This is a genomic window from Faecalibacterium longum, from assembly GCF_040094125.1.
Lineage (GTDB): Bacteria > Bacillota > Clostridia > Oscillospirales > Ruminococcaceae > Faecalibacterium > Faecalibacterium longum.
The window spans coordinates 30,874-53,964 of the sequence record NZ_JBBNIH010000129.1; the positions used below are offsets into that span (position 1 = coordinate 30,874).

Genomic DNA, 23,091 nt, shown 5'->3' on the forward strand with positions numbered 1-23,091 from the left:
TAACTTTTGAAAAGCCGCTGCATGGGAGACTGTGCGGCGGCAGACGACAACCCTATGAAGCTCATGAGCATTGCCATGAAGCCCCTGTGCTCTCCGCCGTTCCCTCTGGACTATATTGAGGAAATGACCGCCTTGATGGGCGGCGATGGACGGATGCGGTAAGCCGCAGCCAAAAACGAAAAGGTCGCTGTGCCGGAGAAGTGCTCTGCGGCACAGATGGAAAACTGGAAGAAACTGTGCCGGAGAAGGTATGAAAAAGTACAAAGATAGGGGAGAGTGCTTCGATGGACTATATCAGAGTTACCAAAGAAAACATCGACAGGGAACACATCTGTTGTGCCATGTCCGGCAAACAGAGCCTTGCCAAAAAAGAATGGCTCAAGCAGCGCTTTGAGGAGGGACTTGTTTTTTACCGCAGTGCAGAGCGCGGCAAATGCTTTATCGAGTACATCCCGGCAGAAAACGCATGGGTACCCATTGATGCCGCAGGCTGGCTTTATATCAACTGTCTGTGGGTCTCCGGTTCTTTGAAAGGTCACGGCTATTCCAGCGATCTGCTGGAAGAATGCCTTCGGGATGCCAAGGCGCAGGGCAAAAACGGCGTTTGCATTCTGTGTGCCGAGGGACGCAAACGGGAATTTCTCGCCGACTCCAAGTTTTTGACCCATAAGGGATTCAAGGTCTCAGACATCTCCGATTGCGGCATCAACCTCATGTATCTGCCCCTTGCAGAGAATGCCCCGCCGCCAAAATTCAAGGACTGTGCCAAGCATCCCAAGGTGGAGGAAAACGGCTTTGTCCTCTACTATACCGACCAGTGCCCCTACACCTATTATTGGGTGCCAAAGGTGCAGGAGACTGCAAAGGAACATGGGATCCCGTTCAAAGCCGTTCACATCACCGAAAAAGAGACGGCCCAGAATGTGCCTGCACCTGTCACAACATACGCGCTGTTCCGGGATGGGAAGTTTGTGACCCAGAGCATCCAGTCGGACAAGAAATTTTTGAAATTAGCGGCAGAATAATTGAATCAGGCCAGACGTCAGACGCTCAGACGCAGTGAAGCCCATAGAATTGGGGTGCGCTGCGTTTTTTGGAGGATTTTATATGGAAGAAATTGTTGTATATGTTCACGGAAAGGGCGGTTCGGCACAAGAGGCCGAGCATTATAAAGCCCTATTCCCTAATTGTGAGGTAATTGGTTTCGACTACCACGCACAATCTCCATGGGAAGCCACGGAGGAATTTTCCGGATTTTTTACGGCAGTGCGGAAACACTGCAGGAAGCTCACACTGGTGGCAAATAGCATTGGTGCGTTTTTATCTTTGTCCTCGTTGAATGAGAAATTGGTGGATGCCGCTTATTTTATTTCTCCAGTAGTCGATATGGAGCAACTGATTTGCAACATGATGCAATGGGCTGACGTCTCCGAAGCAGAACTTGCAGAGAAACTGGAAATTTCCACAACATTTGGAGAAACGCTGTCGTGGAAATATCTCTGCTATGTCCGAGAGCATCCGGTTTCATGGAAAATCCCTACCCGCATCTTGTATGGGGAAAAGGATGCTCTGACCTCCATGGAAACCATAAAAGCCTTTGCGGAAAAGAACAACGCAGAGCTGACCGTTATGCCGGGCGGAGAGCATTGGTTTCATACGAAAGAGCAGATGCAATTTTTAGATAACTGGATAAAGAATAGGAGACCCTGCAATGAAACAGAAAATAAGGACGGCTTCGCTTCTCCTGCTTATAGTTCTGGGAACCGGGCTGGTGCTGATGGCTTGCAGCACCAAAAGTCTTGCTGACAGCAGCACAGGAGGCTCGGATCCTTACGGACTGAATGTTGAAAGCATGACAGGAACAGACAGCTGCCAGATGGAACTGCAGGAGAGTGAAGTGCTGCTATCCGTGCCCATCTACCTGTGGCTGCGAAAGCAAGGCGTTGCCCGTTTTTCGGCTTTGTAATGGCAGCATTATAGGAGCTCCGATGTGCGATATTGCGCCAGCTTCCCATTATGGGAGGCTGGTATTTTTGCGCTTTTGCTGTATCAACCTACGATGGTGCAGAAATTTCCACTCAAAAGGGGCATAAAAGCGATGCGCTTGCCCTGCTTGCTACAATGGTGTTGGTTCTGAGAAGTTCACAGACAGTGAGCTATACAGATGCCCAAACCTAAGCTACAATTGAGATGTGCAGAGAGAACGATGCATTGCTTGAGCTGAACGCTCGTACGCGCAAACTGTTCTCCGCCATCTCCATTGCAGCGTTCGATTGACGCAGGTTGAGTTATCGGCAGATAAAAATGTTGCCGTACATTCGTGTCACAAAGCAAGCTGAATCGGTAATGGGCATAGGCGGAACCGGCATTAAAGGAGGTCAGAAAAATGGAAGCTGCTGTTATTACCGCCGTCGGTATCGATGTGTCTAAGAGCAAAAGCACAGTTGCGGTACGGAGACCCGGAGGCGAAATCGTACTTCGGCCTTTCGAGGTCCACCACACGAACAGTGACTTGAAAAAGCTGGCATCCACACTCAAAAAACTGGGAGGCGATATCCGTATTGTAATGGAACATACCAGTACGTACTGGAGACCGATCGCACTGACATTGAAGGAAGCGGGCTTTTTTGTTTCCGTTGTCAATGCGATGCTGATCCACGATTTTAGTGATAATACGATTCGAAAGCTAAAGACGGATCGAGCGGATGCTCTTAAAATCGCAAACTATGCGCTCACCTTTTGGGATACACTACCCCCGTTCAACAATGAAGAAGAAACCAGGCTGCTTCTTAAAATGCAATCCAGAGCAAATGAGCGAATCACTGCGACTGCAACAGCGTTGCGGAACGGTCTGATTGCACTGGCTGACCAAACATTTCCCGGGGTAGCGTAGCCTATAAAACGTTCAATGCGGGATTTATCGATCGTAAAAATCTGTTCCAGAAGAATCATGGACGGTTCTTCAAAAGCCGGGTTGGAATCCACCAGCACATGGGTGGGCTGTTTTTTCTTCTTTGAAATACCAAACGAACATTGCCGGCATATCCAAGATACGTTTTACCCGCCCTGCAAATTCCCTTATAATAGCACCGCAGTCTTGAAACGGCTGCAACATTCCCATATCACAAAGGAGGCTTTCCGGTATGGGACAACGGCAAAGTGAGATCATCAAAAATCACATGGAAGTCTACTGGCACGACTATGCGTCGGCCAGCAAGGGCGTCCCCATTACCGAGGCGGGGCTTGTGGAAAAAGCTTCCGTCATTGGACGCACCGGGCTGATGCTGCTGGAATGCGGCACCGGCGCATGGCGTGTCCGAAGCTCCATGAACACCCTTTCGCGGGAGCTGGGAGTCACAACAACAGCGGACATCGGCCTGTTGTCCATTGAGTTCACCTGCTTTGACGGTGACCAGTGTTATACCCAGTCACTCTGTCTGACAAATACGGGCGTGAATACCTCCCGACTGAACCGACTGGAGCATTTCGTCAACGACTTCGACCGGGAAGGAAAATTTATGACCGGCGAAGAACTGCACAGCCACCTCGATGAGATCGAGCGCATCCACGGCTTGTATTCGCCCATCGCACTGGGCTTTGCAGCTGCACTGGCCTGCGGCTGCTTCACCTTTCTGCTGGGCGGCGGCATTGTAGAAATGCTGTGTGCCTTCTGCGGTGCAGGCATCGGCAACTTTGTACGGTGCAAGCTGACAAAACACCATTTCACCCTGTTTCTGGGCATTACGGCGTCGGTCTGTTCAGCAAGCCTCGTGTATGCCATCCTGCTGAAGCTGGCAGAGGTGCTGTTTGCCGTATCGGCGCAGCACGAGGCGGGGTATATCTGCTCCATGCTCTTCATCATTCCGGGCTTTCCGTTCATTACCAGCGGCATCGACCTTGCCAAGCTGGATATGCGCTCCGGGCTGGAACGTCTGGCCTACGCCGTCCTCATCATTCTGGTGGCAACCATGACGGCTTGGATCATGGCACTGCTGCTGCATTTGCAGCCGGTGCAGTTCCCTGCCCTGAGCCTGACACTCCCGGAAGAGATCGTGTTCCGGCTGCTGGCAAGTTTTGGCGGTGTGTTCGGCTTTTCGCTCATGTTCAACAGTCCCCGGAACCTGGCAGTCTGCGCCGCCCTTATCGGTGCGGTAACGAACACGTTCCGGCTGGAGCTGGTGAGCCTTGCGGGCTTTCCGCCCGCTGTTGCAGCGTTTCTGGGCGCACTGCTGTCCGGGCTGCTGGCCTCCTGCCTGAAGAGCGCCGCCGGTTATCCCCGCATCTCCGTCACCGTGCCGTCCATCGTTATCATGGTACCGGGACTGTATTTCTACCGTGCCATCTATAATCTGGGCATCCTGTCTTTGATGGACTCCGCCACATGGTTTGCAGATGCCATTCTCATCATCGTGGCACTGCCGTTAGGGTTGATCTTCGCCCGTATTGTCACTGACAAGACTTTCCGTTATTGCACCTGATGTGCAGCATTTCCATTCTCCCATATAAGGCAAAACGCAGCGAATCTTTTAACGGTTCGCTGCGTTTTGTTTTGCTGTGATGCACTTATAATGGGAGTTCGTTTACAGGGCGTTTACTCGCCGTAAACGATCTTGGTAGCAGTTTCCACATGGCGTTCCAGCCGGTCGGCAAAGTGTTCCAGCGGCAGAAAAACGCCAAGTTCATCGTAGCGGGTTCCGCCGTCCTTGAGCGTATCCTGTCCATAGTAGACCACGGAACGGGGCAGTGCGTGCTGCAGCTTCATCTGGATATCCCAGACGGTGGAGTAGGCCTCCGCTTCCGTTACCTTCTGCTTCACGGTGTCCGGCAGTTCGTAGATCAGCAGCAGCCCCAAATGCTGGTTGTAGTGGTACTCCACCACATCCATCGAGCCCTCGTCGTAGCCGTGATACTTGCAGTAGCCGCTGGCAAGGTACATTTTTACCTTTTCCTGCTTCTGGAACACCCGGATGAACCGGTCGTATACTTTGCTGCTCACGGCAAATTTGTTGTTCGGCAAAAGAACGCCGGCATCATCCGTCAGAATCACCGGGTTCGGCTGACCATCGGCGTTGAATTTGAACGGGATCAGGGCAGCGTTCCGTAGCAGGTCAAACATACTGTGCTGGCAGATCGCCATCAGAAAGGCAGACAGATCCTTGTTCTCGTAGGCATTGAACAGCGCTGCGGCAAACTGCTGTGCACTCATGGTCGGCGCATCCAGTACGTCTGCCATGTCCAGCGAGTCGTTGAAGGTATCCATCAGGCGGCGGCAGGCTTCTGGATTTTTCAGAATCTCCCCGAACAGTGCCTCTGCCTTTTCTTCTCTTGGAAATATCGTTGCCATCAAAAAGACCCTCTTTCTGTTTATTTCCAACTACTATTATAGGTTCATAATGCCCCGCTGTGAAATACTGCTTTCATATTGCTGCTATATGCAGAACACTTTTTGCACATTTTCCAAGTGCCCGTATAATGAACACTGCAATCATGAAATTGCACGAGGGAAATGATGGCCAGTGGTTCAGCCCGCTGCGCAAAGCTCTGAGTGCCTTTGTCACCTCCACACAGGAGCATGTCACCGGAAAGGTGCGTCTGGAACTGTACAAGGGCAACCTCATCAATGCAGGGGTCTGGTCGCCGTTCTCTCTGTATCGTGAAGACATCGCCACCTTTGCCGCAGGCGGCGACTACAAGCAGAGCGATGCCACCGGTTTCATCAGCATCTATGGTCTGCCCACCAAGGTGCAGGCTATCGTAAGCAGCGAAAAAGAAGGGGAATGAAGTAGTTTATAGCAGTTTGTGTTTTTTAATACCAGTACGTACTGGAGACCGATCACACTGACATTGAAGGAAGCGGGCTTTTTTGTTTCCGTTGTCAATGCGATGCTGATTCACAATTTGATATTGACAATATCATTTCGTAAGAGATCAGCTTACTGTTTGTGTTGTAGTTGGTTCATTGCAGTTTCAGCTTACAACAAAAAATGAGATAGACAACCCCTCTCGGGGAAGTCTATCTCATTTTTTTCGTTGGGGCTATTTTGCAATGGCCCCTTCATTTTTGCTTGTTTCCGGTGAAAGCTGCGGCGCGGGAATGTTCCATTCAGCGGGCCTTCTTGGGGCCGCTTTCGTCCGGGGCGCTGCCGCTGCCGGAGTTCAGGATCGCCACGAACTGCTGCAGCTGCTTGAGGGAGCTGACACCCAGTTTGTCGTAGATGTTCTTGTTGTGGAAGCGCAGGGTGCTGTCCTTGATGTCCAGCTGCTGCGCGATCTCCCGGGTGCGCAGCCCGGCGGCGTAGCCGTCAAAGATGCGGCGTTCGGTCTTGGTCAGGGTGGGGATGCCCGCAACAAAGGTCTGGAAGGCATCGGGCACCGACTCGTTGCGGCACACGTCCGCCAGCCGGGACAGCTCAGTCTGCATCTGCTGGCGTTCCAGCTGCAGCTCGTCCATCCGCCGCCGGGACTCCCGCCGGTCCTCCTCGAACTGCCGGAACGCCGGCGAGAGGATGCGCCGGTGGAAGTTCATGCAGCAGAACACCACGAAAAAGGCGATGAACAGGCCGATGAGCAGCATCTGCAGATTGCCGGAAAAGACCAGTCTCCGGTAGTCTGCCATGGGGATGCACACCGCCAGCCGGTAGGACTGGCTCTCGCTCAGGCGGCACAGCTGGGAGATGCCCGCATAGTCACTGTCGGGGCCGGTCAACTGGGTCAGCCCGCCGCCCATGCTGCGCAGCATCAGTGTGTTCCGGGGGGCATGGTAGTAGCCGCCGGTGGTGCCGCTGCTGAGGGCGGCATCGGCGGCAAGGCCGTCCCCCGCCGGGGCCAGCAGGCAGCTCAGCCGGTCAAAGCCGGTGGGCTGGGCAAAGTTCTGCTTGAAGTAGCTCTCGCTGATCTCAAAGCCGCACAGCCCGTACATCGTGCCGTCCCGCCCCCGCAGGGGCAGCAAAAACAACTGCACCTCCTCCGAGGTGCCGGGCAGCTCGAACCGCTCGGTCAGCGTGTAAGACTGGTACAGCGGGGCGCTGCCGGGGGTCATCCAGCGGTCGTAGTCCGGGAACTGGTCGGTCTGGAACTCCATGCGCCACTTGCGGTGGGGCATTACGCTGTGGTCCTTGCCCACCTCCGCACTGCCCCGGTACAGCAGCAGGGGCACGGTGGGGGTGTCGGCACCGCTTTTCTGCACATACAGCCCGGCGCGGGAATGCTCTGCTCCTTCCATGCGGGTGTTGACGGTGGCATCCAGCAGCACAAAAGCACCGGAACAGCCGGTCTGGCGCAGACGGCGGCACAGCGGCTCGATCATTTTCTCCTCCAGCGCATTCAGCACCTCGGGGGAGTCGTTCAGCTGGGCAAAGGACATCTGCCGCAGAGCAAGCTCCTTGTCCACCTCTGCGCTCATGTCCTCGGACAGGTTCACGCCCATGACCGCCAGCTGGTCAAAATAGCGCTCCATATCGTTCTGGAACACCGAAAACTGGATCTGCAGACTGCGGCTGATGTCCTTTTTGGTGTTGTGCAGGCTGGCAAACAGGAACAGTGCCGCACCAAAGGTCAACACCAGCAGCACCACCAGCAGCAGGCAGGCCCACAGCAGCCGGCTGCTCATGGGGCTCTGGCGGATCTTTTCACGGTGCCGGTCAACAAAGTGCATCAAAGTCCCTCCTTTCCGGCTGAGCGGCAGGCTCAGGCATTGTCACACAGCAGCTGCCATGTTTCCTCGGCAAGGGCTTCCAGCGTTTCGCCGCCCGCAAGGCGCTGGGGGTAGTCCTTCTGGCGCTGGCGCAGGCTGTCGTACAAGGTTTTGGCCTTGGCGTGGTACCCCACGATGCCCGGTTCGGACAAGGGGGTGTTCTGGATGCGCATTTCGTTGTAGACGTCGTACAGCCGCTGATAGCTCTGCTGCTCAAAGGGATAGTCCGCAATGGCGTCAAAGGCGGCGCTGGACACCGGCATGTAGCCGGTATCGGCGGCAAATTCCAGATTGCGCTGCTGTTCGGTGAACCAGCGCAGGAACACGGCGGCGGCTTCGGCTTTCTGGTCGGTGGTCTTAAAGGCGCACAGGCCCACACCGGCCTGCGGCATCAGGGGCGTGGTGGTGCCTGCGGCGTGGGGCAGGGGAGCCAGCAGCAGGTCGGTGGGCTCGGTGGTGTTGTCCGGGTAGGTGACGAAATCATTGTAATAAAGGATGGCCGCAGAGCTGCCAAGGCCCGCCAGCGTCTCGCCGGTCATCACCTGCGTGTTGGAGTACAGGTCCGAGATCAGAATATCGCCCTGCACCAGCGCCCGGGCAAACTCCATCCACGAAGCGCGGAAGGTCTCGTTGGTCAGATCGTACCAGCTGCCCTTGTACAGCTCGCCGCTGCCCTGCTCCAGCGCGTTCAGCTCCACCAGACGCAGGGGATAGTCCAGCGCACAGAAGGGCTTGCCCTGCGACCACTGCCGGTAGGCACCCGCCATTTCAAAAAAGCCGTCCCATGTGGCAAGGGTGGAAAGCTGCGCCCCGGTGTCCGCCGCAAACCGGGCGTACTGGGAGCCGTTCAAAAAGATGAGCTGGGTGGATTTGGACACCGGGAACACCACCTGCTTCCCGTCAATGATGCCGTCCTGCACAAAGCCGGGCACATAGGCCGCCATGTCCTCGGCGGTGAACCAGTCGTTCCAGTCCACAAGGTTCTCGATGCCCAGAGCGCTGGCGTCCGCGGAGTGGGCCGAGAACAAGTCCGGCAGGTCCAGCGCGCCGGGCTTGCCGGCCTTGGCGTCCTGCAGCTGGCCGCCGATGGCGGCACTGTTGGTCATGTTGGTCACGTTGAGCAGGATGCCCTTCTCTCTGCCCACCGTGTCGTTGAACTCGGTCAGCAGGCGGTTCATGGGCGAGTCGGCCTGTTCGCCGTACACATGCCAGATGCTGAGCATGGTGGGGTCCTTGGGCGAGAGCAGGGTCTTGCTGCCGCCGCAGCCCGCAAGCGCCAGACCGGGGACGAGCGCCGCAAGCTTCAAAAATGTCCTTCGTTCCATTTTTCATGATTCCTTTCCACACATTGCAGCCAGAGGGGGAAAACCGGCACAGGCAGGGCTGCAGCTGCCTGTTTTGGTGGGAAACTCCCCCAAAATCCCCCCAATTTTGGGCTTTTTGGGGGGATTTTTTGAGGGGGAAGCCCCAAAACCCCAAAAATTTTTTTGGAATTGCCCCCCAAAAACGGCTTTTCTGAGGGGGCAATTTTTTCCCGGGTATGGTACAGTACAACCAGAAAAAGTCCTGCGCCGGTGCAGAAAGCCTGTCGCTGTGCACAAAACGTGTCAACGGGCAACTGCGGATTCTATTCATAAGGATAGCATAAGATGGAGCGGTCTGCAAGTGCAGAGAATACCAAAACCAGAGCCCCTTAAAAAGCAGAGGGGGACAAACAGAAAGGAGCACCCCATGAAAAAGATGAATCGACGCGAATTCCTCACCCTTACCGGCGCAGCCGTTGTGGCGCTCTCGCTGGCAGGCTGCGGCGGCGGGTCCTCCGCACCCGCCGCCCCCGCTACACCCAAAGACGCTAAAGTGCTGGAAGCACTCAACCTCTACCGTGGAAAGCTGTCCCCGCTTACGCTGGATAGCGGCCTGAATAAAGCAGCAGAAGAAGTGGCGAAGATCATTCTGTCGAACAAACCACTCGGTGAAAGCGAGGATGCATTTGCTGAAGCTCACAAGGCAATACTTGGCTACAAAAATGCGGAACTGTACCAGCCGATCGGCCTGTCTATGAACGAGGTGAGCGAGGGCACATATAAGGCTGCCCCGAGATACGTATGCCAGGACGATGCAAAGCTGATGGGAGAACAGCTGATGGCCCAAACGGGCGATCCTGCTCTGGAACAGCTGAAATCGCCTTTGGTCACGCTGGTGGGCATCCATGTGTTCGAGTACGGCAGTGCAACCTACTGGGTCGCAGTCGTTGCCGAGGGAGGGAAGACCGCCTGAGCACAGCGGCCCCGCTGATACGGACACCCCCTTTTGCCCCGGGCACACTCCCCCTGTGCCCGGGGCTTTATCGAAAGGAGCACCCCCATGAAACACAAATGTTTTGCTGCTGTGGTTCTGGCGGCGGCTCTCTGGCTGACCGGCTGCGGCGGCGCAGCTGCCCCCGCGGCCCCCACAGGCCCCAGCGCCGCTGCCGACCAAAGCTCCGGCGCAGCTTCCCAAAGCGCCGCAGCCGCAGCGGTGCAGACGGCCCAGAAGGAGCGCATCACCGACCAGTACACGCTGGAAAAGAACGTTTCGGGCGTGTGGGGAGAGGACACGGTGCAGTACATTTCCGTCCATGTGCCCAAGCTGGAATGCGACAGCCCGGACGCCGCCTCCATCAACGAGGAGCTGAACGCCATCTATGCAGCGGATTTCCGGGAGTTCGAGGCCTACGAGGAGGCCGGGCAGCCGGACGGCGATGCCCCGCTGATCGGCGTGGGCTGGGATGACTGGTGGTACGGCGACTGCGTCAGCCTGGTGGTGCGCAGCCGCTATGGCGGCACCGCCCCGTGGTTTTACAACGGCTGGTGCTTCGATTTTGCCACCGGCAGGCAGCTCACTGTGGCCGAGATGCTGCAGCGGATGGGTCTGGACCCGGACACCGTGCAGCAGCAGATGCAGCGGCAGGCCATGCAGACCTTTGACCGGGAGATGGCGCAGGGCGCATATTACGAGAGTTGGCGTCTCGACGGAGAACTGTCGCAAATGCGGATGGACACGCTGGAATACAATGAACTGGAAAACCTTTGCCTGCTTTTGCCGGAGCAAAATCAGCTGGTGATTCGGGGCAGATACAGCTCCGCGTCCGAAGAGAGATGGCAGCAGCTGGATATGGAGATCCCGCTGCAGACCGCTGCCCAGCCGCAGGCGCAGCCGGTGCTGACTGACACCTTCGACGGCGTGCAGGTGCAGCTGAAGGGAATGCAGGCCACCATCACCGTGAGCCCTGCACCCAAGACCGCCACCTGGAACACCGAGCTCAACCTCCGGCTGGAGCAGGCGCGCACCTACCCGATCCTTGGCTCTTACAATGAATATGTGGACGTGTGCATCGGTCAGCAGACCGACTCGGTCTTCCACCCGGTGGTCTATCTGCTGACCAAAGACGGCGTGGTGGAGTATGTAGATGTGCTGCGCTGCCTTCTGTTCGGAAACGCCATGATCTGTCAGGACCCCATCTACATTGCCAACAACGGCGTGTCGCTGGAGCGCAGCGGCAATAGCAAGGTGAACCTGCGCCGGAAGGATGGCTCTGTGTTGGAGCTGGCTGACCTGTCGTCAGAGTGGAGCGTGCAGGATATCCCTTATTCCATCACCGGCTCCTTCAACTGCACCAACGGAAACTGGCTGGAGCTTAGCAGCGACGGCAGCGTTCAGCTGGGCGTGCAGAACAACAGCCGCATCGATCAGGGCGACGCAGCGTATCTGGGCGTGGTGCCGGAGGGCATGGTGCTGGCCATCTTTACCGACACGGGGCTCGACTTTGTGGCGGCGTTCAAGATGGACCTGTACGACAACCTGACCATGACCATGATCGACGGGCAGAACCCCTTTGCCGAGGGCGAGACCCAGCTGCAAATGACCCGCAGCTACGACTGAGAATACAGGAGAACGACCATGAAACACAAACGCCTTACCGCGCTGGTGCTGGCTGCCGCGCTGGTGCTGGCCGGGTGCGGCGGCACAAAAAGCAGCTCCGGCTCTGCTGCCGCCAGCCAGAGCACCGGCAGCAGCCAGAATGCCCCGGCGATTGCCGTTCAAAAGGAACGTATCATGGAGCAATTCACGCTGGAAAAAACCGTCCGGGACGAGTACGGCATCACCCAGAAGCTGACCATCCATGTGCCGCAGCTTGTGTGCGACAGCCCGGATGCTGAATATATCAATAATGAGCTTGCCGCCATGTATGCGGCGGAATATCGGGATTATGAAAGCTACCCGCAGGCTGAGGTGTCGCAGGACGAATGGTGCCCGCAGACCTACATCGATTGGGACGCCTACTGGTACGGCGACTGCGTAAGCCTTGTGGTGAGAAGCTACTACGGCGGTACAGACCCCATCTATTCTCAGGGCTGGTGCTTCGATTTTGCCGCCGGGCATAAGCTTTCGGTCACCGAGCTGCTCATGCGCATGGGACTGGACCCGGACGAGACGCAGCTTGCAGTGTACCGCGCCGCCATACAGACCTTTGACCGCAAGATGGTGCAGCAGGAATATTACGATTCCCTGCGGGAAAGCGGCATGCTTTCCGGGATGCGCGCCGATACCCTGCGGGACAACGGGCTGGAAAACCTGACCGTGCTGCTGAAAAACGAAAATACCGTCACCCTTGTTGCCGGATACCACACTACCGCCGGCAGCGGCTGGCGGCCGCTGGAGGTGGAGCTTCCGCTGACCCCCGCCGCCCCTGCCAAAACGCCGGTGCTTACCGATACCTACGGAAGCGTTTCGGTGCTGCTGGACGGCGACATCCGCACCGTTACCATCAAACACACCCCCGAGATCATCGCATGGGCAGAGGATTATGATATCCGTCTGGACGGCGATGTCACTCTGCCCATCCGCAACGCCTATAATAATTATGTAGATGTGTGCATCGGTGAGCTGGGCGCGTCCTTCCATCCCGTAGTCTACCTGCTTACCGAGGACGGTTTTGTGGAGTACGTGGATGTGCTGCGCTGCCTGCTGTATGGGCAGATTCTGCTCTGTGCCGACCCCATCTATATTGCCAACAACGGCACTGCGCTGGCGCTGCGGGACGCCGAGGTCAGCCTGCTGTGTGCAGACGGTACGGAAACAGAGCTTGCCCCCCTGACCGCTGAGTGGAACAGCCCGCAGCAGGTAGATTCCACCGGCAGCTTCAGCCTTGGGGAAGGGGAGAACTGGTGCTGGCTGGACCTGAATTCAGGCGGCGGCTGCCAGCTGGCTACCCACAACAACCGCTATTTCTATCAGGGTGCTGTCACCTATCTGGGCGCTACCCCGGACGGCACCGCGCTGGGCTTCTCTCTTATCCGCGACACCGAAAACGGCCCGGAATGGGTTGCGTTCAGCGCTGCATTGAAGCTTGATTATCGCATTGATTGCCTGATCCTTACCCCCCTGAGCGGGCAGAACCCCTTGACGAACGAAACGGTCCCGCTGGTGCTGACCCACAGCTACGGCTGATAAACGAGCAGGAGGTGCAAGATGAAACACCTGGCACTGTGCGGCGCGCTGGCGGCTTTGCTGGCGGCGCTGCTGGCGGGCTGCGGGGCAAAGACCGCAGCCTCTGCCCGCCCGGCTGGCCGCCGGGAGCTGAAATCGCCCCCGCCTGATTCCATGCACGCCACCGCGGCGATCGCCGAGCAGTACACCCTTGAAAAGGTGGTGCAGGCAGAAAACGGCGGCAAGGTCCGACTGAACATCCATCTGCCCCGGCTGGAAAGCGACAGCGCCGATGCTGCCCGCATCAACGCCGAGGTCGCCCGGTACTACGAATACGATGTGCAGGAGTACGTAGGCTGCCCGGCGGCGGCCGACCCGGCCGTGTGGGATTTCAGCATTGAAATGAACTGGGAAGCAAGCTGGTATGACGATTGTGTCAGCCTTGTGGTCAGCAGCTGCTACGGCGGTACGGATGCGCCCTTCCACAATGGCTGGTGCTTCGACTTTGAAAGTGGAAACCAGCTGACCGTCACCCAGATGCTGCAGCGCATGGGGGCAGACCCCGCTGCGCTGGAAGAGTCGCTTTACCGCGACGTGAAGCGCCGGGATGAGCTGGACCGTCAAGCCGCCATTGAGAGAGGACTGCTGCCCACCGGCAGTCTGAAAGAGGGAAACACCGCATGGTGGACTTCGCTGGACGAGCTGCCCTTTTCGCTGGACGAATCGGGGAACATTTCCTTCGTGGTCCACAGGTTCAGCGCGTCCGGGGAAGAGTATGTGAGCGATGTCCCGGTCATCCCACTGGCCGCGCAGCCGCTGCCGCAGGACTGGGAGCAGCAGGTGCTGGCCGAGTGGATGGCAGTCACGGCGGTGACGCAGGGTGAAAGCTATGCCCCCGCCGACCGCAACGAAAGCTGCACCCTGCGGCTGGAAAAGGCCGAGATCACCGGCACGGTGACCGTCTCCTTCATCCGGGAAACATACGTCAGCCCGCAGATCCAGTCCGCTGCCGAGACCCGCACCGGAGAGCTGAATGCCGGCGCTGTGACCGGCTGGGACGGGGAAAAAAGTCAGGGCTGGAACCTGACATGCCTCAGCGAGGACGGCAGAAGCCGCTGGATCATCTCGATGATGGAGGACGGTTCGCTGCGGATGCAGTCCACCGGCCTCAAAAAGGGCAGTGAGGTCTGGTACGTTTTTCAACGCACCGAGGCATGGGACGACATCGGCTACACCGCCATTCCCCGCAGGCTGTGGGGAACATACCGCGCCGGAGACGAGTCCGCAAAGGGTATCCGCTGGATGACCTTCCTGCCGGACGGCAGCTGCTGTATGAGCGTGGAATGGGACGGGTGGAGCGGCATTCTGACCGGCACCGCAGAGGGAACACAGGGCCGCACCGAGGACGGCACCGAGCTGCATTTTACATTGACCGATCAGAACGGCAAGCCGTGCGAGTTCTGGGCCATTCTGCTGAACGATGACGGCAGCCCCAGCGGCTGCAGCCTGAAATACCGCGCCGGAGAAGTGCTGTTTGACCGGGATACGCGTCCCATTTACTGGAAAAACGACTCTCCGAATCTAACCCCTGTACCGTGATCGAAACCGAACGCAATGCGATGACAAAGCGTTGTCGCTTACACCAAACAAATAACAGGAGGAAATTACTATGGGTCTTATCAAAGCAGGTATGGGCGCACTGGGCGGAACCCTTGCAGACCAGTGGAAGGAATTTTTCTACTGCGATTCTCTGGACAAGGATGTGCTGATGGTCAAGGGCCAGAAGCGCACCTCCCGCCGCAGCTCCAACAACGGCGAGGACAACATCATCACCAACGGCAGCGGCATCGCCGTGGCAGACGGACAGTGCATGCTCATCGCGGAGCAGGGCCGCGTGGTGGAGGTGTGCGCTGAGCCGGGCGAGTTCACCTTCGATGCTTCTACCGAGCCAAGCGTTTTTACCGGCAACTTCGGCGACAGTCTGGCGGAAACATTCCAGACCGTGGCTAAGCGCTTTACTTACGGCGGCGACACCGGCAAGGATCAGCGCGTGTACTACATCAACACCAAGGAGCTGGGCGAGATCCTGTACGGCACCGCCACCCCCATCCCCTTCCGGGTGGTGGTCAGCGAGGAGCGGGGCTACAAGCTCTCGGTGAACCTGCGGTGCAACGGCAGCTTCACCTGCCGCATCTGCGACCCGCTGCTGTTCTACACCAACGTGTGCAGCAACGTCTCCACCCAGTATGACGCATCCGAGATCGCACCCCGGCTGAAGAGCGAGCTGATGAACGCCCTGCAGCCCGCTCTGGCCACCCTTTCGGCCAACAAGGTGCAGTATTACGAGATTCCCGCCCACACGCTGGAGATCTCCGAGGCGCTCAACGAGCAGCTGTCCAGCGTCTGGCGCAAAAAGCGCGGCATTGAAGTGTTCTCCTTCAACATCAACTCCCTGTCCATCCCGGAGGAGCAGCAGAAGAAGATCACCGAGTGGGAAGAGAATGCCATGACCACCGATCCCACCACCGCTGCCGCCCGTCTGGTGGGTGGTCAGATCGACGCCATGAAGACCGCCGCCGGCAACACCGCCGGTGCCATGACCGGCTTTATGGGCATGGGCATGGCAGCCGGTGCAGGCGGCATGGGCGGCATGAGCGCCCAGAACCTGTTCGCTATGGGCCAGCAGGCGCGTCCGGACAGCGTGGACGCGCCCCAGCAGGTCAGCCGTCCCGCACCCGCCCCGGCGGACAGCTGGCAGTGCAGCTGCGGCGCTACCGTTACCGGCAAATTCTGCCCGGAATGCGGCAGCAAAAAGCCGGAGCCGAAGCCCGCTGCGGACAGCTGGACCTGCAGCTGCGGTGCCACCGTCACCGGCAAGTTCTGCCCGGAGTGCAGCAAGCCCCGCCCGGCGGCAGCAGAAGGCTGGAAGTGCAGCTGCGGCGCAGTGAACAAGGGTCGCTTCTGCTCCGAGTGCGGCAAACCAAAGCCCGCCGGTACGCCCAAGTATAAGTGCGACAAGTGCGGCTGGGAGCCGGAAGACCCTGCTCACCCGCCCAAGTTCTGCCCGGAGTGCGGCGACCCCTTTGACGACAGCGACCGGACCTGATAAACAGCAAACATGGAAAGGAGCATACCATGATGGGATTCTTCTCCAATTTATTCGCAAAACAGAACTGTGCGGTCTGCGGCAAGGAGTGCGGCACCCTGCACCGCTCCAAGCTCCGGGACGGACAGTTCCTCTGCGACGACTGTGGCAACAAGTGCTCCAAATATATCCGGCTCAGTGAGCTGACGCTGGACGAAGCAAAGGAGCACATGGAGTACATGGCCCGGATGAAGCGGGTATTCGACGAGGTGTTCGACAAGACCGGGTTCCGGGTCAACGCATACCCCTCCACCCCAACGCAAATGGGGCTGGTGTTCTGCGATGAGCTTGGAATGCTGTACATCGACGACCGCACCGGCGGCCGGGGCAAGATGCCGGAGCTGATCCGCTACGACCAGATCGCCAGCTATGAGGAGTATCTGGACGAGACCCCCGCCAAGGAGCCGGGCCAGAAACCCACCCTCAACGGCGGCGGCCTGAAGCTGAAGCTGGTGCAGCCCCGCGGCATTACCGAGGCAGAGACCAGACGGGGTCTGCATCCCCACCCCTACATCAAGCAGGAACTGGTGATCTGCTTCAGCAAGCGGGACCGGCGGGAAATCGGCTATGCCCACATCGCACGGCAGCATCTGGACCACATCTTCGGGGTCCACGACAATGAGACCAGCATGTTCGGCCGCCGGATGTCCAAGGCCGAGGAACGGGAGCTGAAGGGCCAGATGGGCATGATCGGTGCCATGGGTGCCGTGGCATCTGCCGCCATGAAGGGCGGGCAGCTCTCTGAGCAGGAAAAGGCCCGGTTCGTGGAGAACATCAATCTGGCAAACGACGCCCAGACCGGCGGCATGGCATTGTACAGCCGCCGTGCTGACGAAGCCTTTGCAAAAGTGCAGTGACCCCAAAAGGAGGAACGGATATGAGAAAGATCCAGCGCAGAGATTTCCTCAAGGCCATGGGCCTTGCCACCGCCGCCCTCGGGCTGACCGCCTGCGGCGGCTCCGGTGCCGCCAGCGCTTCCAGCGTTTCCAGCGCACCGGCTTCCGGCAGCAGTGCCCCGTCCGCTTCGGCACAGCCGGAATCAGCAGAGGACAAAGCCGCCCCTGCAGGGCCCCCTGTGACCCAGTTCCAGACCGGGGAACTGAAGATCGGCGATTACACCTTCAAGGCGCAGTACATCCCCTTTGACGTCCGCCGGGAACTGGACGGAGCGCATCACTGCATCCATGCGGACAGCTACCGGGGCAATTACTTCTTCAGCTTCTACAACGAGGACGATGAAGAGCAGTCTGCCAAGATTTTCGAGTATGCCATCAAGGACGACCGGCTGACCCCGGTGGCAGAGTACAACATTGACGGCAGAAACGCCCTCAGCATCGACCGCAATGGCATCCTCTATGCCATGGACACCTTTGACGTCTACTGCTACGATCTGAACGGCAGTGACCCGGAGGAGCCCAGCGACGCGCTGGACTACATGGGCAGCTGCTATTCCTCCAAGGACCGGGACCTGACCGTGATCTACTGGACCGACTCCGCACCGGTGCTGGTGCAGGACGGCGAGTACACCGAGCTGACGCTGGAGGGCGATAACGAGATCGGCCCCTTCTGCAGCATGCCCTCCCTGAACCTCAGCGGGGACGAGCTGCTGACGGTGGGCGAGCTGGATTCCGGCGGCGATTACTACCTTGCCGCCTTTGATCTGGACGGCAATGAGCTGGCCCGCAGCACGCAGCCGGTGGGCAATTTTGACGCCGTGATGATGAAGCGCCCCAACGGCTATCTGCTGGACACGGGCTATGTATGGGAGCTGTACGCGCCGGACGGCACATTTTTGGAAAAGTCCCTCCCCGTGGGCGAGCGCGAGACCCTGTGCCAGCTGTGCGGAGAGTTCTGCACCTTTGATGTCTTCCTGCCGCTGGAGGAAAACGCTTTCCTGGCAGTGGGTCACTACGGCAAAGCCACCGAGCCGGACGAGCCGGTGGTGTTCCGCATCACCACGGACTTCTGAGCCGACCGCTTCGGCGGGGAGACCAACACAAAAACAGCGGGGCCGGGGAAGAGCCCCCGGCTCCCTTTGAAACAACAGGAGGAAACGCTATGGCAGGAATGCTGGAATACAAGTGCCCCTGCTGCGATGGCGCCATCCAGTTTGACAGCGCCACCCAGAAGATGAAATGCCCCTACTGCGACACCGAGTTTGACGTGGATACCCTCAAGGGCTACGACGAGGAGCTGAAGGACGAAAAGCCCAGCGAGATGGAGTGGGCCACCCCCGGCGGCAGCTGGGCAGAAGGGGAGACCGCCGGTCTGCATACTTACAGCTGCAAGAGTTGCGGCGGCGAGATCGTGGGCGATGACACCATGGCCGCGTCCGCCTGCCCCTTCTGCGGCAACCCCATCGTCCTCACCGGACAGTTTGCCGGGACGCTGCGGCCCGACCTCATCATCCCCTTTAAGCTGGACAAAAAGGCCGCCAAGGCAAAGCTGCAGGAGCATCTCAAGGGCAAGACCCTGCTGCCCCGGGTGTTCCGCAGCCAGAACCACATCGACGAGATCAAGGGCGTGTATGTGCCCTTCTGGCTCTTCGACAGCGACGCCGATGCTCAGCTGCGGTTCACCGCCACCCGGACCCGCTGCTGGTCGGACAGCAAATACGACTATACCGAGACCAACTACTACTCCGTCCGGCGGGACGGCACACTGGGTTTTGACGCAGTGCCGGTGGACGGCTCGTCCAAGATCGAGGACGACCTGATGGAATCCATCGAGCCCTTCGCCATGCAGGACGCCATCCCGTTCCAGACCGCCTATCTGGCCGGCTATGTGGCAGACAAATACGATGTGAGCGCCGAGGACAGCATCGAGCGGGCCAACAAGCGCATCCGCCGCTCCACCGAGGAGACGTTCCAGCAGACCGTTACCGGCTACGACTCGGTCAAGGTGGAAAGCAGCAGTATCCAGTTGCACGGCGGCAAGGCAAAGTACGCCCTGTTCCCGGTCTGGCTGCTGAGCACCAGCTGGCGGGGCGAAAACTACCTGTTTGCCATGAATGGTCAGACCGGCAGATTCGTGGGTGACCTGCCCGTGGACAAGGGCGCTGCCCGCAAGTGGATGCTGGGTCTTACGGCTGCCCTTTCCGCCGCGTCCTACGGCGTGATGTGGCTGCTGTGGCTGGCACGGATCCTGTAAAGGAGGGACGAACGATGAAAAAGACTTCCAACCGACTGCACTCCCTCTTTGCGGCGCTGGCAGCACTGGTCCTTGCGGCGGCGCTGGCTGTTCCGGCCTTTGCGGTAGAGGGCGGCTTTGCCGACCTGTACTACCGCATGTTCGACGACGCTGAGGTGCTGACCGAGGACGAGGACAACGAGCTGGAGGACGCACTGGAAGAGCTGAGCCTGCGCCAGAGCTTCGATGTGACCATTGCCACCATCGAGTCGATGGAAAGCGTTGGTGCCGACAGCATGGAGCAGTTTGCCGATGATCTGTATGACTACTGCCAGTACGGCTACGGCCCCGATATGGACGGCGTGCTTCTGCTGGTGAGCGTGGGCGACCGCAAGTGGCACATCTCCACCTGCGGCTACGGTATCACCGCCTTTACGGATGCCGGCATCCAGTACCTTGGCCAGCAGATGACCCCCTTCATGGCCGATGGAGATTACGCCGGTGCATTCCGCACCTTTGTCCAGTGGTCGGATACCTACATCGACGCTGCCCGGGAGGGCCACCCCTATGACGTGAATAACCTGCCCCGGGAGCCGCTGTCTCTCATGTACCTGTTCCTTGCGCTGGGCATCGGCCTTGTGCTGGCATGGGTCGTCGTCAGCGTAATGAAAAGCCAGCTGCGCAGCGTGGCGTTCCAGGAGAACGCCGCCAGCTATGTGCGGGAGGGCAGCATGAATCTGACCAACAGCCGGGAGCTGTTCCTGTACCGGGATGTGCAGCGCACGGAGCATGTGGAGGAAAAGGACTCCGACAGCTCCGGCGGCAGCTCCACCCACACCTCCTCCAGCGGCACGACCCACGGCGGCGGAGGCGGTTCGTTCTGAAAGGAGCATGTTTATGAACCCTTATCTTTCGGAAAAAGCCCGCGGCGAGATCCCCCGTTTCCTCAAATGGCTGCGGAACGCAGGGCTTGCCTTCTGCGTGTTCTGCTCTGTCGGCGGGCTGTATACCCTTTGCCTGAGTTTGCAGGATAAGGACTATTCCCACATCGGAGGCTATGTGTTCTGGATCGTGGTGGGCGCTGTGCCCCTCGCGCTGTTTGCCCGCGGGGAGGCCCGCCGCTACCATGCAAGAACCATCGCCCGCAGGGTGGAGAGCTACTCCGGGGCAGAAGTACCCCTGCGGTGGCTGTGCAACAGCGTTGGTATGGACACAAAGGACATTGCATGGTATTTTGAAAACGGCTATTTTGCAAACCTCAGTCTGGATCTGAACCAGAAGATCGTCCGCAGGCGGACCGTGCCCCGCCATGACCCGAACCGGAGCTGAACCCTTTACGGCTGAAACAGAAAGGAGTATTTTCATGGGACTTTTTGATAAGATGAAGCAGGCCACGGCTGCCACCGGCGGCAACCAGACCGTCACCTTTACCTTTCAGGCTCTGCCGGAAAGCCTTGCCCAGATGCAGGCGCTGCCGGAAGCAAGCCTTGACACCCCCTTCAAGACTGCAGCCCTCACCGTCTGTGCGCTGTGCGCCTACGGTGCCGACAAGAACATCGGAAAGGAAATGCTCAACTGGCTGCGCGGCCCCCGTCCGCTGAACGGGCAGGATATCTCCTTTTTGAACGACCGCTTCCGGGACGGCAAGAGCTACATCCCCTTCTCCTACTTTGTGGGTGCATCGCCGGAAAATGGCTATACCCCCCGCCAGCCCTTCACCCTGCTGGTGGGCAGTGACCACACCTCCAACACCGAGGAGGGCTACTGCAAACTGTTCATCCCCTGCGGCGGTGCCGATGACCCCCGCCCCATCAAGCTGCGCCGCAAGGGCAACGGGCAGTGGTTTCTGTGGGAGCAGTACCTGATGACCGGTATCCGCATCCCGACATCGGCCGACCCGTGGGCGTAAGATGAAGGGCGTGACCATGAAGCTGTTTGCCGCCGCGCTGGCGTTGACACTGGGGCTTGCGGGCTGCGGACCGGTGGACGGCGACCCCATCCGCTCCGGCGCGTCCGCCCCGGACAGCGTCCCCCGGCAGGACGCTGTGACCGTGGCGCAGCTGCGGCAGCAGGCAGAGCAGAACGGCAGCCTTGCCGTGGTGCTCTATCTGGGCAGTGTCCCGGAGCGCACCACCGATGTGGACGCTGCGCTGGACAGCTTACCGGAACAGCCGTGGCAGTTTGTTACGGACATCCCGGCAGACCGCTGGGTCACAGCGCCGGGCGGCGGGCGCGAGCTGTACTGCATCTTTGCCGTGCGCAGGGAGGATACGCTTTTTGTCTATGAGAAACAGGACCCCGCGTATCCCGCGCAGCTGGGGAAAGAACTTTACGGCAGGCAGGGTGGCCAGCCCATTCTGCTGCTGTGCAACGGCACCCCTGACACCCCCGATATCACGGCGGTGGTCTACTGCACCACCGGCCGCACGCTGGACTGGTCGCCCCAGTTTTCCGCCGAGACCGACAGCCCTGTGCCGGTGGAGGGCGTGGACGTTTTTTCCAACCACCCAACGCCCGGCGCTGCCCTCTGAGGTGCGCCCCGGCAGGGCATGAGAAAGGAGAACTTATGAAACGACTGAAACTTCTGGCAGCCCTGCTGGCGCTGACCATCGGTCTGGCGGGCTGCGGCAAAGGCAGCAGCGCGTCCAGCTCCAAGCCCGAAAAAATGCTGGACGGAGACAACATGATCGCATCGCCCTCCGCCAAACAGGAGTACACCGAGCCGGAGGACGTGACCTACATGCGCCTTCTGGCAGGGGAGGACGAATACCGCGCCTGCGTGCTGTATCTGGGCGGCTCCTACGAGATCACCACCGATGTGCAGCAGGTGCTGGACAGCCAGACCGACCTGCGGGAGCTGTGGGGCTTCGTCTACGACATCCCGCAGGATCACTGGGTCGTGGCACCGGATGGCGGGTGCGACCTGTACTGCATCTTCCCGCAGGAGGCGCAGGCCACCCTGTCCGTCTACGAGACGAGCCTGACAGACGATGCCGAAAAACCGCTCCAGCGCGGTAAACAGCTCTATTACAGTGAGGACGGTCAGCCCATCCTGCTGCTGTGCAACATCAGCGATATCGTCCCCAACACCGAGGTGGAGCTGTACCCCAGCACCGGCGAAGAGCTGGTATTCAGCCCCTTCCTTTCCGGCGAGAACGGCCATGTGGTGCAGGCAGACGGCGTGTGCGACTTTACCATCTACCCGGAAGGGGACGACTGGGAGACCGATACCAGCCCCTGGTCGTTAGAGGGCAACTGGCTGGAGATCTACCGCGACACCGACGAGGGCGTTTTTGACACTGACCCCGCAGACGCCGACCGGATGTGCTTTTTGCCCACCGACGCCGACACCGAAGGCAGCCAGCTGCCCTTCACCGCCAGCTACATCACCCCCTACCCGGAGCTGAACGTGGAGGAAGCCGACCTGTTCTATCAGGAAGGCACCCCGGAGGTGCCCTTCCAGTCTAATCAGGAGTGGTACGCTACCTTTACCGGGGAGGACGGCTCCCGCTACGCCGTCACCCTGGAGGACGAGAACACCCTTGCCCTGAAGTTCTATCTGGACGGCGAAGAGAGCTACATGAGCCTTGTCAATACGGTCTACTTTGCGCGGCAGGAGGCCATGGGCTGACCGCTGCCGACCCACACCGGGAGG

22 protein-coding genes and 1 pseudogene are annotated in these 23,091 nt (G+C 58.9%); 19 read left to right on the forward strand and 4 right to left on the reverse strand.

The features are described 5' to 3' along the window. Window positions 1-6: 6 nt before the first annotated feature. From AAAU26_RS06610 to AAAU26_RS06625, 4 genes are all read left to right on the forward strand, one after another. Window positions 7-162 (forward strand): hypothetical protein, encoded by a 156-nt coding sequence (locus tag AAAU26_RS06610; RefSeq protein ID WP_227619098.1) that lies wholly within the window; start codon window positions 7-9, stop codon window positions 160-162. Window positions 163-284: 122 nt separating this feature from the next. After that, entirely contained in the window at window positions 285-1,025 is a 741-nt protein-coding gene (locus AAAU26_RS06615; protein WP_227619099.1) for a GNAT family N-acetyltransferase, read from the forward strand. A gap of 82 nt (window positions 1,026-1,107) precedes the next feature. Then, window positions 1,108-1,806 carry an alpha/beta hydrolase gene (locus tag AAAU26_RS06620; RefSeq protein WP_320443578.1) on the forward strand — a complete coding sequence of 233 codons (699 nt, stop codon included), beginning with the start codon at window positions 1,108-1,110 and terminating at the stop codon, window positions 1,804-1,806. Between the two features lie 580 nt (window positions 1,807-2,386). After that, the gene (locus AAAU26_RS06625; protein WP_217211029.1) at window positions 2,387-2,893 is read left to right on the forward strand and encodes an IS110 family transposase; all 507 of its coding nucleotides are present in this window, start codon (window positions 2,387-2,389) and stop codon (window positions 2,891-2,893) included. 53 nt (window positions 2,894-2,946) lie between these two features. Here AAAU26_RS06625 and AAAU26_RS06630 read toward each other — a convergent pair. After that, window positions 2,947-2,991, reverse strand: a pseudogene (locus AAAU26_RS06630) (hypothetical protein); the annotation flags it as partial. Window positions 2,992-3,143: 152 nt separating this feature from the next. On the opposite strand from AAAU26_RS06630, the gene AAAU26_RS06635 reads away from it, so the two are divergent. Beyond that, on the forward strand, window positions 3,144-4,478 hold the full coding sequence (locus AAAU26_RS06635; RefSeq protein WP_177801292.1) for a threonine/serine exporter family protein: 1,335 nt from the start codon (window positions 3,144-3,146) through the stop codon (window positions 4,476-4,478). A gap of 113 nt (window positions 4,479-4,591) precedes the next feature. Here the strand turns inward: AAAU26_RS06635 and AAAU26_RS06640 are convergent, their stop codons facing one another. Beyond that, on the reverse strand, window positions 4,592-5,344 hold the full coding sequence (locus AAAU26_RS06640; protein ID WP_227619100.1) for a DUF4866 domain-containing protein: 753 nt from the start codon (window positions 5,342-5,344) through the stop codon (window positions 4,592-4,594). A gap of 143 nt (window positions 5,345-5,487) precedes the next feature. Between AAAU26_RS06640 and AAAU26_RS06645 the strand changes: the two genes are divergently transcribed. Beyond that, window positions 5,488-5,781 carry a hypothetical protein gene (locus AAAU26_RS06645; protein WP_349180972.1) on the forward strand — a complete coding sequence of 98 codons (294 nt, stop codon included), beginning with the start codon at window positions 5,488-5,490 and terminating at the stop codon, window positions 5,779-5,781. Between the two features lie 322 nt (window positions 5,782-6,103). Here the strand turns inward: AAAU26_RS06645 and AAAU26_RS06650 are convergent, their stop codons facing one another. Both AAAU26_RS06650 and AAAU26_RS06655 read right to left on the reverse strand, forming a co-directional pair. After that, on the reverse strand, window positions 6,104-7,654 hold the full coding sequence (locus tag AAAU26_RS06650) for a helix-turn-helix transcriptional regulator (RefSeq protein ID WP_227619101.1): 1,551 nt from the start codon (window positions 7,652-7,654) through the stop codon (window positions 6,104-6,106). Between the two features lie 32 nt (window positions 7,655-7,686). Beyond that, the gene (locus tag AAAU26_RS06655) at window positions 7,687-9,018 is read right to left on the reverse strand and encodes an ABC transporter substrate-binding protein (RefSeq protein WP_227619102.1); all 1,332 of its coding nucleotides are present in this window, start codon (window positions 9,016-9,018) and stop codon (window positions 7,687-7,689) included. A gap of 415 nt (window positions 9,019-9,433) precedes the next feature. On the opposite strand from AAAU26_RS06655, the gene AAAU26_RS06660 reads away from it, so the two are divergent. The 13 genes from AAAU26_RS06660 (at window position 9,434) to AAAU26_RS06720 (ending at window position 23,067) form a co-directional block, all read left to right on the forward strand. Next, window positions 9,434-9,970 (forward strand): spore germination YkwD domain-containing protein, encoded by a 537-nt coding sequence (locus AAAU26_RS06660; protein WP_349180973.1) that lies wholly within the window; start codon window positions 9,434-9,436, stop codon window positions 9,968-9,970. Window positions 9,971-10,057: 87 nt separating this feature from the next. Next, entirely contained in the window at window positions 10,058-11,614 is a 1,557-nt protein-coding gene (locus AAAU26_RS06665) for an acid-shock protein (protein WP_227619104.1), read from the forward strand. A gap of 18 nt (window positions 11,615-11,632) precedes the next feature. Then, window positions 11,633-13,183, forward strand: a complete 1,551-nt coding sequence (locus tag AAAU26_RS06670) for an acid-shock protein (RefSeq protein ID WP_227619105.1) — start codon at window positions 11,633-11,635, stop codon at window positions 13,181-13,183. Between the two features lie 21 nt (window positions 13,184-13,204). Further along, window positions 13,205-14,761 (forward strand): hypothetical protein, encoded by a 1,557-nt coding sequence (locus AAAU26_RS06675; protein ID WP_227619106.1) that lies wholly within the window; start codon window positions 13,205-13,207, stop codon window positions 14,759-14,761. Between the two features lie 70 nt (window positions 14,762-14,831). Next, on the forward strand, window positions 14,832-16,268 hold the full coding sequence (locus AAAU26_RS06680; RefSeq protein ID WP_227619107.1) for an SPFH domain-containing protein: 1,437 nt from the start codon (window positions 14,832-14,834) through the stop codon (window positions 16,266-16,268). A gap of 29 nt (window positions 16,269-16,297) precedes the next feature. Then, window positions 16,298-17,164, forward strand: a complete 867-nt coding sequence (locus AAAU26_RS06685) for a DUF4428 domain-containing protein (RefSeq protein ID WP_227619108.1) — start codon at window positions 16,298-16,300, stop codon at window positions 17,162-17,164. A gap of 20 nt (window positions 17,165-17,184) precedes the next feature. After that, window positions 17,185-18,276, forward strand: a complete 1,092-nt coding sequence (locus tag AAAU26_RS06690; RefSeq protein WP_227619109.1) for a twin-arginine translocation signal domain-containing protein — start codon at window positions 17,185-17,187, stop codon at window positions 18,274-18,276. A gap of 89 nt (window positions 18,277-18,365) precedes the next feature. After that, entirely contained in the window at window positions 18,366-19,457 is a 1,092-nt protein-coding gene (locus AAAU26_RS06695; RefSeq protein ID WP_227619110.1) for a TFIIB-type zinc ribbon-containing protein, read from the forward strand. A 14-nt stretch (window positions 19,458-19,471) separates the two neighbouring features. Next, on the forward strand, window positions 19,472-20,320 hold the full coding sequence (locus AAAU26_RS06700) for a TPM domain-containing protein (RefSeq protein ID WP_217211005.1): 849 nt from the start codon (window positions 19,472-19,474) through the stop codon (window positions 20,318-20,320). A 13-nt stretch (window positions 20,321-20,333) separates the two neighbouring features. Then, window positions 20,334-20,765 (forward strand): hypothetical protein, encoded by a 432-nt coding sequence (locus AAAU26_RS06705; RefSeq protein ID WP_227619111.1) that lies wholly within the window; start codon window positions 20,334-20,336, stop codon window positions 20,763-20,765. 34 nt (window positions 20,766-20,799) lie between these two features. Next, entirely contained in the window at window positions 20,800-21,345 is a 546-nt protein-coding gene (locus tag AAAU26_RS06710) for a DUF6935 domain-containing protein (RefSeq protein WP_217211003.1), read from the forward strand. A gap of 16 nt (window positions 21,346-21,361) precedes the next feature. Beyond that, window positions 21,362-21,967: a gamma-glutamyltranspeptidase gene (locus AAAU26_RS06715; protein ID WP_227619112.1), complete on the forward strand. Its 606-nt coding sequence runs from the start codon at window positions 21,362-21,364 to the stop codon at window positions 21,965-21,967. Between the two features lie 35 nt (window positions 21,968-22,002). Continuing rightward, complete coding sequence (locus AAAU26_RS06720; protein WP_227619113.1) at window positions 22,003-23,067, forward strand: hypothetical protein; 1,065 nt, start codon at window positions 22,003-22,005, stop codon at window positions 23,065-23,067. Window positions 23,068-23,091: the final 24 nt, after the last annotated feature.